This is a genomic window from Pseudomonas oligotrophica (assembly GCF_021726475.1).
Classification (GTDB): domain Bacteria; phylum Pseudomonadota; class Gammaproteobacteria; order Pseudomonadales; family Pseudomonadaceae; genus Stutzerimonas; species Stutzerimonas oligotrophica.
The window spans coordinates 1-14,832 of record NZ_JAKJRU010000010.1; the positions used below are offsets into that span (position 1 = coordinate 1).

14 protein-coding genes are annotated in these 14,832 nt (G+C 66.4%); 5 read left to right on the forward strand and 9 right to left on the reverse strand.

From position 1 onward, the window contains the following. The first annotated feature begins 192 nt into the window (after positions 1 to 192). The 4 genes from L3N39_RS18205 to L3N39_RS18220 all read left to right on the forward strand — a co-directional run bounded on the left by L3N39_RS18205 (position 193) and on the right by L3N39_RS18220 (position 3,791). Entirely contained in the window at positions 193 to 1,530 is a 1,338-nt protein-coding gene (locus L3N39_RS18205) for a TRZ/ATZ family hydrolase (protein WP_237258834.1), read from the forward strand. A gap of 109 nt (positions 1,531 to 1,639) precedes the next feature. Continuing rightward, positions 1,640 to 2,338 (forward strand): bifunctional 2-polyprenyl-6-hydroxyphenol methylase/3-demethylubiquinol 3-O-methyltransferase UbiG, encoded by a 699-nt coding sequence (gene ubiG, locus L3N39_RS18210; RefSeq protein ID WP_237258835.1) that lies wholly within the window; start codon positions 1,640 to 1,642, stop codon positions 2,336 to 2,338. Then, positions 2,338 to 3,009 carry an N-acetylmuramic acid 6-phosphate phosphatase MupP gene (gene mupP / locus L3N39_RS18215; RefSeq protein ID WP_237258836.1) on the forward strand — a complete coding sequence of 224 codons (672 nt, stop codon included), beginning with the start codon at positions 2,338 to 2,340 and terminating at the stop codon, positions 3,007 to 3,009. The genes ubiG and mupP overlap by 1 nt, the downstream gene beginning before the upstream one ends. 38 nt (positions 3,010 to 3,047) lie before the next feature. Continuing rightward, positions 3,048 to 3,791, forward strand: coding sequence for a YciK family oxidoreductase (locus L3N39_RS18220; protein ID WP_237258837.1), 744 nt, complete (start codon positions 3,048 to 3,050; stop codon positions 3,789 to 3,791). Between the two features lie 54 nt (positions 3,792 to 3,845). Here L3N39_RS18220 and rluB read toward each other — a convergent pair whose 3' ends face one another. From rluB to zwf, 4 genes are all read right to left on the reverse strand, one after another. Then, positions 3,846 to 4,928, reverse strand: coding sequence for a 23S rRNA pseudouridine(2605) synthase RluB (gene rluB, locus L3N39_RS18225; RefSeq protein WP_237258838.1), 1,083 nt, complete (start codon positions 4,926 to 4,928; stop codon positions 3,846 to 3,848). 84 nt (positions 4,929 to 5,012) lie between these two features. Next, positions 5,013 to 5,657 (reverse strand): bifunctional 4-hydroxy-2-oxoglutarate aldolase/2-dehydro-3-deoxy-phosphogluconate aldolase, encoded by a 645-nt coding sequence (locus L3N39_RS18230; RefSeq protein WP_237258839.1) that lies wholly within the window; start codon positions 5,655 to 5,657, stop codon positions 5,013 to 5,015. Positions 5,658 to 5,674: 17 nt separating this feature from the next. Beyond that, entirely contained in the window at positions 5,675 to 6,388 is a 714-nt protein-coding gene (gene pgl, locus L3N39_RS18235) for a 6-phosphogluconolactonase (RefSeq protein ID WP_237258840.1), read from the reverse strand. Beyond that, complete coding sequence (gene zwf / locus L3N39_RS18240) at positions 6,375 to 7,844, reverse strand: glucose-6-phosphate dehydrogenase (RefSeq protein ID WP_237258841.1); 1,470 nt, start codon at positions 7,842 to 7,844, stop codon at positions 6,375 to 6,377. Before zwf ends, pgl begins: the two co-directional genes overlap by 14 nt. Before the next feature lie 173 nt (positions 7,845 to 8,017). Here zwf and L3N39_RS18245 point away from each other — a divergent pair, with 173 nt between their 5' ends. Next, a complete protein-coding gene (locus tag L3N39_RS18245; RefSeq protein ID WP_237258842.1) occupies positions 8,018 to 8,884 on the forward strand; it encodes a MurR/RpiR family transcriptional regulator in 867 nt (288 codons plus the stop codon). Positions 8,885 to 8,925: 41 nt separating this feature from the next. Here L3N39_RS18245 and L3N39_RS18250 read toward each other — a convergent pair whose 3' ends face one another. The 5 genes from L3N39_RS18250 to L3N39_RS18270 all read right to left on the reverse strand — a co-directional run bounded on the left by L3N39_RS18250 (position 8,926) and on the right by L3N39_RS18270 (position 14,731). Beyond that, on the reverse strand, positions 8,926 to 10,107 hold the full coding sequence (locus tag L3N39_RS18250) for a maltoporin (RefSeq protein WP_237258933.1): 1,182 nt from the start codon (positions 10,105 to 10,107) through the stop codon (positions 8,926 to 8,928). Between the two features lie 320 nt (positions 10,108 to 10,427). Continuing rightward, positions 10,428 to 11,588 (reverse strand): ABC transporter ATP-binding protein, encoded by a 1,161-nt coding sequence (locus tag L3N39_RS18255; RefSeq protein ID WP_237258843.1) that lies wholly within the window; start codon positions 11,586 to 11,588, stop codon positions 10,428 to 10,430. An 11-nt stretch (positions 11,589 to 11,599) separates the two neighbouring features. Further along, positions 11,600 to 12,445: a carbohydrate ABC transporter permease gene (locus tag L3N39_RS18260; RefSeq protein WP_237258844.1), complete on the reverse strand. Its 846-nt coding sequence runs from the start codon at positions 12,443 to 12,445 to the stop codon at positions 11,600 to 11,602. Then, on the reverse strand, positions 12,438 to 13,346 hold the full coding sequence (locus L3N39_RS18265; RefSeq protein WP_237258845.1) for a carbohydrate ABC transporter permease: 909 nt from the start codon (positions 13,344 to 13,346) through the stop codon (positions 12,438 to 12,440). The genes L3N39_RS18260 and L3N39_RS18265 overlap by 8 nt, the downstream gene beginning before the upstream one ends. A gap of 131 nt (positions 13,347 to 13,477) precedes the next feature. Further along, positions 13,478 to 14,731 carry an ABC transporter substrate-binding protein gene (locus L3N39_RS18270; protein WP_237258846.1) on the reverse strand — a complete coding sequence of 418 codons (1,254 nt, stop codon included), beginning with the start codon at positions 14,729 to 14,731 and terminating at the stop codon, positions 13,478 to 13,480. Positions 14,732 to 14,832: the final 101 nt, after the last annotated feature.

A 14,832-nucleotide genomic window follows, 5' to 3' on the forward strand; every position in this document is an offset into this window, starting at 1 on the left:
TGATTTATCAGGCTTTTCCATCGAAGTGCGCTGCGAAAGTGGTGCGCATTATAGGCGGGTTTCGGAGGGCGTCAACAATTGAGAGCAAAATAAATAATGGTCGGGTTCGGGTGACCAGCGCTACTTCCATTTCCTTCAAAGGTCAGATGACAGCCGATAAACTGATAACCCACTTCCGCGATGCCTCCCTATATGTATAAAGCCGACGCCGCGCCGCTGGATCTCGTTCTGTTTCCAACCTGGCTCGTGCCGGTGGAGCCAGCCGGGGTCGTTCTGACGAATCATGCCCTGGGCGTGCGCGATGGGCGCATTGCGCTGATTGCCGCTCGCGCCGAAGCAGAGGCATATCCCGCTCGGCAGAGGCTCGAGTTGCCGGGGATGCTGCTCGCGCCCGGACTGGTGAACGCTCACGGCCATGCGGCGATGACCTTGTTCCGCGGCCTCGCTGATGACCTATCGCTGCGGACCTGGCTTTCGGATCATATCTGGCCCGCAGAGCGACGCTGGGTCGATGAGGCCTTCATCCGGGTCGGCACCGAACTGGCGATCGCCGAGCAGCTCCAGGGCGGTATCACCTGCTTCTCCGACATGTATTTCCACCCGGAAGCCGTCAGCGAGGTCGTCCATCGCACAGGCGTCAGGGCTCAGATCACCATACCGATCATGGACTTCCCCGTCCCTGGCGCACGGGATTCGGCCGAGTCGCTGCGCAAGGGCCTGGCGCTGTTCGACGACCTGAAGCACCACCCGAGGATAACTGTCGCATTCGGGCCCCATGCGCCGTACTCGGTGAGCGATGACAAGCTCAGTGCACTCCAGGTGCTGATAGGGGAGATGGATGCAGGCATCCACATGCATGTTCACGAAACGGCGCACGAGATCGACGAGGGCATGCGCCTGTATGGCGAACGACCGCTGGCCCGACTGGCGCGCCGGCAGTTGCTTGGCCCGCGTTTCCAGGCCGTGCACATGACCCAGGTGAACGAAGCGGACCTGGCGCTGCTCGTCGAGCACAACTGCAGTGTGATCCACTGTCCTGAATCCAATCTCAAGCTGGCCAGCGGCTTCTGTCCGGTGGAGCGACTGTGGGAAGCAGGCGTCAACGTCGCCATCGGTACTGATGGCGCGGCGAGCAACAATGATCTCGACCTGCTTGGCGAAACCCGCACCGCGGCACTGCTGGCCAAGGCGGTGGCTGGCTCTGCTACCGCACTCGACGCCCATCGCGCCCTGCGTATGGCGACGCTGAACGGAGCACGCGCGCTGGGTCTCGAAGACAGCATCGGTTCGCTGGAAGTCGGCAAGGCCGCAGACCTGGTCGCATTCGACCTGTCCGGCCTGGCCCAGCAGCCAATCTACGATCCCGTCTCGCAGCTCATCTATTCCTGCAGCCGCGACCAGGTGCGCCACGTCTGGGTCGCGGGAAAGCAGCTGCTGGACAACCGCCGACTGAGCCGAATCGATGAGCAATCCCTCGCCGGACAGGTACGCGACTGGGGCGAGCGCATCGCCAGCGGAGACAAATCTTGACCCACGAGGGCGGCCACTGCCGGAATGTCGTGTACAGTGCCGTTTTCAGAACGAAGCCGGGCACCAAGCGACTGCGCTGCCCCATCTACAGCTTGCAACGGACCTGATCATGAGCAACGTCGACCACGCCGAAATCGCGAAATTCGAAGCCCTGGCCCATCGCTGGTGGGACCGCGAGAGCGAGTTCAAGCCCCTGCACGAAATCAATCCGCTACGGGTCAACTGGATCGACGACCACATCAGGCTCGCCGGCAAGAAGGTACTGGATGTCGGGTGTGGCGGCGGCATCCTCAGCGAGGCCATGGCCCGTCGCGGCGCTACAGTCACCGGCATCGACATGGGCGAGGCGCCCCTGGCGGTGGCTCGCCTGCACCAGCTCGAATCCGAACTGGAAATCGACTATCGGCAGACCACCGCCGAAGCGATGGCAGCCGAATGTCCCGGACAGTTCGACGTGGTGACCTGCCTGGAGATGCTCGAGCACGTCCCCGACCCGGCATCGGTCATTCGCGCCTGCCATGCGCTGGTCAAGCCCGGCGGCCAGGTGTTCTTTTCGACCATCAATCGCAATCCGAAGGCCTACGCCCTGGCAATCGTCGGCGCCGAGTACGTACTGCAACTGCTGCCCAGGGGTACCCACGACTACCGCAAGTTCATCCGCCCTTCCGAACTGGGCGCCTGGAGCCGGGCGACCGGCCTTGCCGTCCACGAGATGATCGGCCTCACCTACAACCCGCTGACCAAGCAGTACAAGCTCACCGACGACGTCGATGTGAACTACATGGTCCGCACCGTCAAGGAGGCCTGATGCGCCTGCGCGCCGTACTGTTCGACATGGATGGCACCCTGCTGGACACCGCGCCGGACTTCGTCGCCGTGATCCAGGCCATGCGCCAGGCTCGCGGCCTGCCACCGGTCGAAGAAGACTGCGTACGCGACGTGGTGTCCGGTGGCGCCCGCGCGATGGTCCTCGGCGCCTTCGAAGTGGACCCGCAGTCGGCCGAGTTCGAACAGCTTCGGCTGGAATTCCTCGATCGCTACCAGGATCACTGCGCCATTTACAGCCGGCTCTACGACGGCATGGAGCAGCTGCTGGCCGATATCGAACGCGCCGGGCTGCTCTGGGGCGTCGTGACCAACAAGCCGGTGCGCTTCGCCGAACCGATCATGCATCGGCTCGGCCTGGCCGAGCGTTCTGCCGTACTGGTCTGCCCCGATCACGTATCGCGCAGCAAGCCGGACCCGGAGCCCATGCTGCTCGCCTGCAGCAAGCTGAATCTGGACCCTGCCAGCGTGCTCTTCGTCGGCGACGACCTGCGCGACATCGAGTCCGGGCGAGCCGCCGGCAGCCGGACCGCCGCGGTGCGCTACGGCTACATCCACCCGGCCGACAATCCGGGCAACTGGGGCGCCGACGTGGTGGTGTCCCACCCGCTGGAGCTTCGCACCGTTCTCGACCACGCGCTTTGCCGCTGCTGACCACCACCGCCTCAACCTTCATCGCTGTGAGACATTCCATGTTCGACTACACCGCCCGCCCCGAGCTGCTCGCCGGCCGCATCATCCTCGTGACCGGCGCTGGCCGCGGTATCGGCGAAGCCGCCGCCAAGGCCTATGCAGCCCACGGCGCCACGGTGCTGCTGCTGGGCAAGACCGAAGAGAACCTCAATCGGGTGTACGACGAGATCGAGGCGGCCGGCCATCCGCAGCCGGCGGTCATTCCGTTCAACCTGGAAACGGCGCTGCCACACCAGTACGACGAACTGGCAGCGATGATCGAGCGGGAGTTCGGCCGCCTCGACGGCCTGCTGCACAACGCCTCGATCGTCGGCCCGCGCACACCGGTCGAGCAGCTGTCCGGCGAGAACTTCATGCGTGTCATGCAGGTGAACGTCAATGCGACCTTCATGCTCACCAGCACCCTGTTGCCGCTGTTGAAGCTGTCGCCGGATGCCTCGATCGTCTTCACCTCGAGCAGCGTGGGCCGCAAGGGCCGCGCCTACTGGGGCGCCTATGCGGTGTCGAAATTCGCCACCGAAGGCCTGGTGCAGGTCGTTGCCGACGAACTGGACGGCACCGCCTCCGTGCGTGCCAACAGTGTCAACCCGGGGGCGACGCGCACGGACATGCGGGCCAAGGCCTACCCGGGCGAGAACCCGATGGTCAACCCGTTGCCCGCCGAGATCATGCCGGTCTACCTCTACCTGATGGGGCCGGACAGCGCTGGCATCAACGGCCAGGCCTTCGACGCCCAGGGCTGAGCAGGTACGCCGGCCGAAGCCCCATGAAAAAGCGCCCCGAGGGGCGCTTTTTTTTCAGCTGTCGCGTCGACGACCGCCACGACCGCCGGGCTTGTCGGACGAACCGCCACGACTCGGCGCCGGCTTGCGCCGGTTGTCGCTCGGACGCTCGGCCAGTGGCGTACCCCGTCCTTCGGCCGGACGCGGCTTGCGCGCGGCCGGCTCACGCGGCGCGCGGCTGCCTTCGGGGCGCACATCGGCATCCTCGGCGGGCCGCAATACACGCGCGCGGCGGTCAGTACGGGCGACGGGCTTGGCGATCTTGCGCTGCATGCGCTCGATCTTCTCCTTGGTGCGCGTCTTCATTTCCGGCAGCGCCACCGGCTTGAGGCCGACTTCCTCGCTGAGGATGTCCACCTCGGCCTGGGCCATTTCCCGCCAGCGTCCCATGGGCAGGTCGGAGGTCATGAACACCGGGCCGAAGCGCACGCGCTTGAGCCGGCTCACCACCACGCCCTGGGATTCCCACAAGCGGCGTACTTCGCGGTTGCGGCCTTCCATCACCACGCAGTGGTACCAGTGGTTGAGCCCCTCGCCGCCGGGCGCCTGCTTGATGTCGGTGAAGCGCGCCGGGCCGTCTTCGAGCATGACGCCGGTCTTCAACTGCTCGAGCATCTCCTCGGTCACCTCGCCACGCACGCGCACGGCGTACTCGCGATCCATCTCGTAGGACGGATGCATCAGCCGGTTGGCCAGTTCGCCATCGGTGGTGAACAGCAGCAAGCCGGTGGTGTTGATGTCGAGACGACCGACATTGATCCAGCGCCCGTCCTTCAGGCGCGGCAGGCGATCGAAAATGGTCGGCCGGCCTTCCGGGTCGCTGCGCGTGCAGATCTCGCCTTCGGGCTTGTTGTAGATCAGTACGCGGCGAACGACCTGGCCCGCGTCCTCGCGCTTGATCAGGCGGCCATCGACAGCGATGGCATCCTGCGGCTCCACGCGCTGGCCGAGGCTGGCCACCACGCCGTTGACCTTCACCCGGCCTTCGCTGATCCAGGCCTCGGCGTCGCGTCGCGAGGCCAGGCCCATACGCGCCAGCACCTTCTGCAGCTTCTCGCCGCTGGTGGTATGGGGAACGGAATCTTCGTGTTCGGTCATCCTGGCACCTCCCGGTGTGTCATATCCGATGGAAAAGGGCGCGCATCATACTCGCATCCCCGACGAATCACGAGCGCCGCCCGTTCAGCCCAGTGCGGCCAGCGCCGCTGCACTGGCCTGCTCGATCGCCGCCCACTGGCCGCCCTTGAGCGCGGCCGGTTCGATCATCCAGGTCCCGCCGACGCACATGACGCTGCCCAGCGCCAGATAGTTCGACGCGTTGCCGGCATTCACCCCACCCGTGGGGCAGAAGCGCACGTCCGGGAAGGGCCCGGCGAACGCCTTCAGCGCGCCGATGCCGCCGCAGACCTCGGCCGGGAACAGCTTGAAGCGTCGATAGCCCAGCGCGTAGCCCTCCATCAGCTCGCTGGCGGTGGCCACGCCGGGCAGCAGCGGGACGGAGCAGACCACGCCGGCCTCGAGCAGCTCGCGGCTGGCGCCCGGCGAGACGATGAACTGCGCGCCGGCAGCTTCGACCTCGTCCATCATCCGTCGGTCGAGCACCGTGCCGGCGCCGACCACCAGTTCCGGCCGCTGCTCGCGCAGCAGGCGGATGGCGGTCAACCCATGGGCCGAGCGCAGGGTGATCTCCAGGGTTTTCAGGCCACCGGCGGCCAGCGCATCGGCCAGCGGGAGGATCTGCTCCTCGCTGGCGATGGTGATGACCGGCAGGATGCGCGCTCGATTGCAGATCGCTTCGATCAGGGCAGCCTTCTGCTCCATCGACATATCAGGACTCCTCGGCCTCAGGGGCACCAGTAGATTTCCAGGGGGGAATGCAGGAACGCACGGATCGGCATGCGCAGCGGATCGGCGGTGAGCGCCAGGCGCAGGGTCTCCAGCTTGGCCATTCCCTGAATGGCCAGGTACTGGGTGCGCGCGGCAGACAACAGCGGGTAGCTCATGCTCAGCCGCTCGCGCGGCTCGCTCGGCGCCTGGGTCGGCACGCACAGCTGCGGGCAGTCGTCGCCCAGCGCATGCGCCAGGTTGTCGTTACCGGGGAACAGCGACGCGGTGTGCCCGTCCTCGCCCATGCCCAGCACCAGCACGTCGATCGGCTGGGCCAGCGCCTCGAGACGCGCATCCGCCAGGCGTGCGGCCGCGGCCAGGCTGGCCGCCGGCTGGTACAGGCCGATAAACTGGGCCTGCGCCGCACGGCCCTGCAGCAGATGGCGACGCACCAGGCCTTCGTTGCTGGCTGCATCGGTCGGCGGCACCCAGCGTTCGTCGGCGAGGCTGACCTGGACTTTGCTCCAGTCCAGCTCGCGCCGGCACAACGCCTCGAAGAACGGCACCGGGCTGCGCCCACCGGAGACCACCAGGCTCGCCACGCCATGGGTGTGCACCGCGTAGTCGAGCACTTGGGCCGCGCCATCGGCCATGACCTCGGCCATGCGCTCGGCGTCAGCCAGGCTGTGGGCCACGACGCCAGTGGGTAGATCGAGTTCAGAGATCGCCATACCAGGACCTCCCGTCACGTGTGATCAGTGCGATGGATGCGACCGGCCCCCAGGAGCCGGCCGGGTAGTGCTTGAGGCTGTCGCCCATGCGCGTCCAGCCGTCGATCAGCTGGTCGCACCATTGCCAGGCGTACTCCACCTCGTCGCGCCGGACGAACAGGTTCTGGTTGCCCTGCATGACTTCCAGCAGCAGCCGCTCGTAGGCGTCGGGAATCCGCGAGCTCTTGTAGGTTTCGGAGAAATTCAGCTGCAAAGGGCCGCTGCGCAGGTGCATGCCCTTGTCCAGGCCCTGCTCCTTGGTCATCACCTGCAGCGAGATGCCCTCGTCCGGCTGCAGGCGGATGATCAGCCGGTTGCTGATCAGCGAGCGCTGTTCGGGGGCGAAAATGTAGAACGGCGGTTCCTTGAAGTGGATGACGATCTGCGACAGCTTCTGCGCCATGCGCTTGCCGGTGCGCAGGTAGAACGGCACCCCGGACCAGCGCCAGTTGCAGATGTCCGCCCGCAGCGCGACGAAGGTTTCCGTGCTGCTTTCGGCGTTGGCGTTGTCTTCCTCCAGGTAGCCGGGTACCGGCTTGCCGCCGGCGATCCCGGTGGCGTACTGGCCGCGCACCACGCGCTGGCCGATCAGCTCGGGGGTGATCGGCGCCAGCGCCTTGAGCACCTTGACCTTCTCGTCGCGGATGCTGTCGGCGGTGAGGTTGCTCGGCGGGTCCATGGCGATCAGGCAGAGCAGCTGCAGCAGGTGGTTCTGCACCATGTCGCGCAGCTGGCCGGCCTGGTCGAAGTAGCCCCAGCGCCCCTCGATCCCCACGGTCTCGGCGACGGTGATCTCGACGTGGGAAATGTGGTGCTGGTTCCACTGGGTCTCGAACAGGCTGTTGGCGAAGCGCAGGGCGATCAGGTTCTGCACCGTCTCCTTGCCCAGGTAGTGGTCGATCCGATAGATGCGGTTTTCCGGGAAGAACCGCGCGACCGCCTCGTTGACCACACGCGACGACGCCAGGTCGTGGCCGATGGGTTTCTCCAGCACCACCCGCGTGCGTTCGGCGAGGCCGGCCGCCGAGAGGTTCTCGCAGATCGCCCCGTAGACGGACGCCGGCGTGGCGAAATAGGCGATCAGCGTCTCGGCATCGGCGACCCGCTCGGCTAGCGCGGCATAGGCCTGGGCATCGCGGAAATCCATGGTCAGGTAGCTCAGGCGCGCCTGGAAGCGCTGCATGCTCGCCTCGTCGACCTCCCTGGCCGGTACGTGGCGGCGCAGGTGCTCGTCGATGCTGGCCAGGTACTGCCGCTCGTCGCCGGCGTCGCGGGCCAGCGCCAGGATGCGTGTGTCGGCGTGCAGCAGGCCGGCACGATCCAGTTGGTAGAGCGCCGGGAACAGCTTGCGCAACGCCAGGTCGCCAAGCGCGCCGAACAGGGCAAAGGTAGAGGGATCAACCGTAATCGCTGGCATAATTTGATTCTACTAACAAGGTAACGGAAGTACACGCCAAAGCCCGGATTGAATCAAGCCTCAAACGTAGTAATAAATACAACATTTCCAGAAAACGATATCCCGTTGGTGGGAAACCGGGCGCACCAGTAGGATAGGCCACCGAATCCGTAGCCCCAGACAAAGGAACAGACATGGAGCGCGCGAGAAATCTCCTGGAGCAGATCCAGAATCGTCTCGACGACCTGAACAAGGCCGAACGCAAGGTCGCCGAGGCGATCCTGCAGGATCCCCAGCAGGCGACCCGCTACAGCATCGCCGCGCTCGCCCAGGCGGCGAAGGTCAGCGAGCCGACGGTCAACCGCTTCTGCCGCTCGTTCAACGTCGGCGGCTACCCCGAGCTGAAGATGCAGCTGGCGCAGAGCCTGGCCAGCGGCGCCGCCTATGTCAGCCGCGCGGTGGAAGCCGACGACGGCCCCGAGGCCTATACCCGCAAGATCTTCGGCAGCACCATCGCCTCGCTCGACGCCGCCTGCCAGAGCCTCGACCCGCAGCTGATCAGCCGCGCCGTGGACCTGTTGATCCAGGCGCGGCAGATCCACTTCTTCGGCCTCGGCGCCTCGGCCCCGGTGGCGCTGGATGCGCAGCACAAGTTCTTCCGCTTCAACCTCGCGGTGTCGGCGCATTCCGACGTACTGATGCAGCGCATGCTCGCCTCGGTGGCGCATACCGGCGACCTGTTCGTGATCATTTCCTACACCGGGCGCACCCGCGAACTGGTGGACGTCGCCCGGCTGGCGCGGGAGAACGGCGCCTCGGTGCTCGGCCTGACCGCCGCCGGCTCGCCGCTGGCCCGGGTCTGCACCCTGAGCCTGGACATCCCGTTGCCGGAGGACACCGACATCTACATGCCGATGACCTCGCGGATCGTCCAGCTGACCGTGCTCGACGTGCTGGCCACCGGGGTGACCCTGCGCCGCGGCGTGGACTTCCAACCGCACCTGCGCAAGGTCAAGGAGAGCCTGGTGCCGACCCGCTACCCGGGCGAGGAAGGCCACTGAGGCCGCGCCCGCCCGCCTAGCGGCGGCGGGCCCGGCACCCATCACTTCCACCAGTACTCGACCTGCACGCCGAAGTTGGAGCCATGCCGCGCACTGCCGAAGGCACCGGTGTCGGACAGCGCCGCCCCCGGATCGAGCTGGCTCGCCGCGACCTGCGCCGCCTTGTTCCAACTCGCATAGGTGTAGTACAGGCGGACCTCGGGACGCGCCCAGAAGCCCGGACCCGAAGGCGACCAGGTTGGCGCGACGGTGAACTTGGTCAGCTTGCGGGTGCCATCGCTGGCGTCCACCTGGTCGTGGCCAAGCTCGGTGACCAGCTTGAACTGCTCGCTGAGCGCATAGGCCGGCCGCACACCGATGGACAGCCAGTCCTGGTCGGCGCCATCGGCGCGGGTGTCCTTCTGGTAGACCACCTGGAACTGCCCGCCGAAGCGCGGCGTGACCTGCCAATCGAAGAACTCCACCACCCGCCAGCTTTTGGCGCTGTCATCCAGGGTCACGTCGCCGGTATAGCCCAGCCCGGTACCCGGCCCACGCCCGTACTGCACGGCGAAGGTGTTGCCGCCGCCGAGGAAACCGGCCTGCTTGTGCTGCGCGGTCACCGCCCAGCCGCTGTGGGCACCGGTGCGGTCGGGCTTGTCGATGTAGCTGACGCCGAACTCCAGCTCACCGCCGGGGTTGGTGTCGAAGCCGCCGACGTTGAAGTCATGCCGGTTGACGTAGTCCTCCTGGAACAGGTTGTCCTTGCGCGAGAAGGCGTAGCTGTACTTCAACCCGCCCAGCTCGTAGTCCTCGATGCCGGCACCGGTAGCGCTCTGGTTCCAGTAGTAGAAGTCGGAGATATGGATGTCGTTGCGCTTGTAGAAACGCCGCCCGGCCCACAGGGAGCCGCCATTGAGCGCCGGCACCTTGCTCCACTCGGCATACATCTGGTTCATCCGCGCGAAGCCATGGTCGCCGGTGAACTTGGGCGTATGGCCGTACTGGTTGTACAGCTGGGCCATGCCCTCGACGCTGAGGACCGAGCCGTCGTCCAGGGTGAACAGGTCCTGGCGCAGGTCCAGCTCGATGTACTGCTCGCACTCGTTGCCGAGGCGGTACTTGCTCTGCGCGCCGGGCAACTGGAAGCAGGACTGCGTCCCGCCTTCGCTCGAGCCGCCGACGCCGCTGCGCAGATAGCCGCTGAACTCCAGGGCCTGCGCCTGCGGCGCGGCGAGCGCCATCACCAGCAGGCTGGGTGCGCCGCACGCGGCGAGGAAACCACGGGACAGCACTGGGTTGGTACTGATCTTCATGCTTGCTCCTGATTATTCTTATTTGCGGATGCCGCGGATTACCGCCGCGGCGACGGGTTCCTTGCGTTGCCCTTGTGCGTATGCGCACCTCACCGAACAGTGGGTACGCATGGCGCGGCCAGGCCGAGCACGCGGGGCACTCGGCAGGCGGTGTGGCGATTGGTTGCGCGGCGCAGCCTACGGTCGGCTGGCCCTGTGCGCGGGGCGCGCCATGCGCACGGCGCTGTTCGCGGAGGCCGCGGCGGCGCTCAGCCGCGCTTCAGCTGGGCCACCTTGCGCTCAGTGGCCTGGCGCTTTCCCGGCCGCAGGCGCTCGCCGCTGGCGGCGTCGAACAGCAGCACCCGAGCGGGATCGAACTGGAGCTGGAGGCGCGCCCCGGCCTGCGGCGCGGCGTCCGGTGCGACGCGGCAGCAGACCTTGGTGTCGTTGAGCGAGACGAACACCAGGGTGTCCGGGCCGGTCGGCTCGACCACCTCGACCTCGGCAGTCAGGCTCGGCAGCGTCGAGTCGGCGCCGGCCAGCTGGATCTGCTCGGGACGCACGCCAAGCAGCAGCTCGCGCCCTTCCAGCTCGGCGGCCTCGCCCAGCGCCAGTTCGCAGCGCGCCTGCCCCGCCACCCCGGTCGCCGACTCGAGCAGGCCGAAGCACTGGCCGTCGTGCAGCCGGGTGCGCAGCGGGACGAAGTTCATCGGCGGCGAGCCGATGAAGCTCGCCACGAACTGGTTGGCCGGGTCGTTGTAGATCTCGTGCGGCGTGCCGAACTGCTGGACGATGCCATCCTTCATCACCGCGACTTTGTCGCCGAGCGTCATCGCCTCGATCTGATCGTGGGTGACATACACGGTGGTGGTCTTCAGCCGCTGGTGCATCAGCTTGATTTCGGTGCGCATCTCCACGCGCAGCTTGGCATCGAGGTTCGACAGCGGCTCGTCGAACAGGTAGATCTTCGGTCGCCGCGCCAGCGCCCGGCCCATGGCCACGCGCTGCTGCTGGCCGCCGGACAGCTGCGACGGCTTGCGCATCAGCAGGTGTTCGATCTGCAAGAGCTTGGCGACCCGCGCCACCTCCTCGTCGATCTTCTCCTGCGCCACCTTGCGCATCTTCAGGCCGAAGGCGATGTTGTCGCGCACGTTCATGGTCGGGTACAGCGCGTAGGACTGGAACACCATGGCGATGTCGCGATCCTTCGGGCTCATGCCGCTGACGTCCTGGCCGTCAACCAGGATCTGCCCGCCGGTGATGTCCTCCAAGCCGGCGATGGAGTTCATCAGCGTGGATTTGCCGCAGCCGGACGGGCCGACCAGGATCAGGAACTCGCCGGAGTCGATCTTCAGCTCGATGTTCTTCAGGGTGTCGGGTTGGCCGGCGCCGTAACGCTTGTGGACGTTGCACAGTTGCAGGGATGCCATCGTGAATCACCTCAGCCTTTGACGGCGCCGGCCGTCAGGCCGCGCAGGAAGTACTTGCCGGCCAGCACATAGACGACCAGCGTGGGGAGGCCGGCGATCATCGCGGCGGCCATGTCGACGTTGTATTGCTTGGCCCCGGTGCTGGTGTTCACCAGGTTGTTCAGCGCCACGGTGATCGGCTGCGAGTCGCCGCTGGCGAACACCACGCCGAACAGAAAGTCGTTCCAGATCTGGGTGAACTGCCAGATCAGGCAGACCATGATGGTCGGCACCGACATCGGCAGCAGGATGCGCCCGAAGATGGTGAAGAAGCCGGCGCCATCGAGCCGCGCGGCACGCACCAGGGCATCCGGGATGCTCACGTAGAAGTTGCGGAAGAACAGCGTGGTGAAGGCCAGGCCGTAGACCACGTGGACCAGCACCAGCCCCGCCGTGGTGTCGGCCAGGCCGAGCTTGCCGAGGGTGAACGAGGCCGGCAGCAGGATCACCTGGAACGGCAGGAAGCAGCCGAACAGCAAGAGGCCGAAGAACAGCTGCGAGCCGCGGAAGCGCCACATCGACAGCACGTAGCCGTTCAGCGCGCCGAGCAGCGTGGAGATCAGCACCGCCGGCACGGTGATCTTCACCGAGTTCCAGAAGTAGCCGCCGACGCTGTCCCAGGCCTTGATCCAGCCGATCAGGCTGAACACCTCCGGCAGCGACAGCAGGTTGCCGGCGCGGATGTCGTCCGGCGTCTTGAAGCTGGTCAGCAGCATCACCAGCAGGGGGACGAGATAGACCGCGCAGGCCAGCAGCAGGGTGGCGTGGATCGCCACGCGGCCGAGGCTCAGGGGCTTGTGCCCGACGACACTAGTCATGGCGCTTGTTCCTCAGTTCCGAATACAGGTAGGGCACGATGATGGCCAGCACGGCGCCAAGCATGAGCATCGCGCTCGCCGCCCCCAAGCCCATCTGGCCGCGGGTAAAGGTGTGGGCGTACATGAACATCGCCGGCAGGTCGGAGGCGTAGCCGGGGCCGCCGGCGGTCATCGCCGCGACCAGGTCGAAGCTCTTGATGGCGATGTGGGCGAGGATCATCAGCGCGCTGAAGAACACCGGGCGCAGGCTCGGCAGGACGATGCGCAGGTAGATGCTCGGCAGGCTGGCGCCGTCGACCTGGGCGGAACGGATGATCGACGGGTCGACGCCACGCAGGCCGGCAAGGAACAGCGCCATGACGAAGCCCGAGGACTGCCACACCGCAGCGATCACCAGGCAGTAGACGACCCGCTCCGGGTCCACCAGCCAGTCGAAGCGGAAACCCTCCCAGCCCCAGTCACGCAGCAGCTTGTCCAGGCCCAGGCCGGGGTTGAGCAGCCACTTCCAGGCGGTGCCGGTGACGATCATCGACAGCGCCATGGGGTACAGGTAGACGGTGCGGATGAAGCCCTCGCGGCGCACGCGCTGGTCGAGCAGCACGGCCAGCAGCACGCCGATCACCAGGCTGATGCCGATGAACAGGCCGCCGAACAGCAGCAGGTTCTTGCTCGCCACCCACCAGCGGTCGTTGTCCCACAGGCGCAGGTACTGCTGCAGGCCCACCCACTTGTAGCTGGGCATGAAGCGCGAGTTGGTGAACGACAGCAGGAAGGTCCAGAAGATGTAGCCGTAGAAGCCGACCAGCACGATCAGCATGCTCGGTGCCAGCACCAGCCGGGGCAGCCAGTTTTGCAACGCATCCAGCGGCGAGGCCTTGGCGAAGACAGCGGTTGAGCTCATGGGAAACAGCTCCGTAGTCGGTGGAAGTCGTCCCGCACGGGTTTCTTGCGGGTGCAGGCAGCCGTGGCGCCTGGCCGGCACCTTGAAAAACCAGGGGGAGAGTTGCGGGGCCGCCTAGGCAGCCCGCTGCGTCACTGCACGGCCTGGATCGCCGCGGCCAGCTGCTGCACGGCCTTGTTCGGATCGGCCGCCGGGTCGTTGAAGAAGTTGGTCACGACATCGAACACTGCGCCCTGCACGTAGCTGGAGGCAGCCATGCCGTGGGCCAGGCTGGGCTGCAGGCCCGGCCCCTTGGCAGCCGCCTTGAAGTCGGCCATGGACTGCTGGGCGCAGCTGTCGAAGCTGCTCATGTCCTCGTCCAGGCGCACCGGGATCGAGCCCTTGTTCTGGTTGAAGAACTGCTGGAACTTCGAGCCGAGCACGGTGCGGGCGAGGTCGTCCTGGGCCTTGCGGTCGTCGTCGTCGGTCAGCTTGAACATGGCCAGGGAATCGACGTTGAAGGCGAAGCTGCCCTGGGTGCCGGGGAACGGCAGGCACTGGTAGTCCTTGCCGGCGACCTTGTTGGCGGCCGACCACTCGCTCTTGGCCCAGTCGCCCATGATCTGCATGCCGGCCTTGCCGTTGATCAGCATCACCGTGGCGGTGTTCCAGTCGCGACCGGCGGCATCGGCGTCGATGTAGTCGCGCAGCTTCTTCAGGGTGGCGAAGGCCTGGACCATCTTGTCGCCGGTGAGGACGTCGCGGTCGAGGTCGACGAAGGCCTTGCGATAGTCCTGCGGGCCGAGGACGCTGATGACGATGTCCTCGAACACGGTGCCGTCCTGCCAGGGCTGGCCGCCGTGGGCGATGGGCACGAAGCCGGCGGCCTTGAGCTTGTCGGCAGCGGCGAAGAACTCGTCGAGGGTGGCCGGCGGCGTGGCATCGGCCTTGGCGAACACCTCGGGGTTGATCCACAGCCAGTTGACCCGGTGCACGTTGACCGGCACGGCGACGTAGGCATCGTCATATTTCATGATGCGGGCGACCTGCTCGGGCAGGATCTGGTCCCAGTTGCCTTCGGCGGCCACCTCGTCGAGCTCGGTGAGCAGGCCCAGCTCGCCCCACTCCTGGATGTCCGGGCCCTTGATCTGCGCGGCAGCGGGCGGGTTGCCGGATACCGCGCGGGTCTTCAGTACGGTCATGGCCGCCTCGCCACCGCCGCCGGCGACGGCGAAGTCCTTCCAGGTGTGCCCCTGTTCCTCGACCAGTTGCTTGAGGGTATCGGCCGCGCGCTTCTCGCCACCGGAGGTCCACCAGTGGAGCACTTCGACTTCGCCGGCCTGGGCGGCGAACGGGAGCAGGGAAGCAAGGGAAACAGCCGCGGCAAGATGCGTGAACGCTTTCATGGGTGTGTTCCTTTCTTGTTTTTATCGAGGCAAGTCGGGGCTTGCGTTGCCTGGATTCTATGCACGGCCGCTGCGCGCCCGGGTAACGAAGGGAGGGGAGT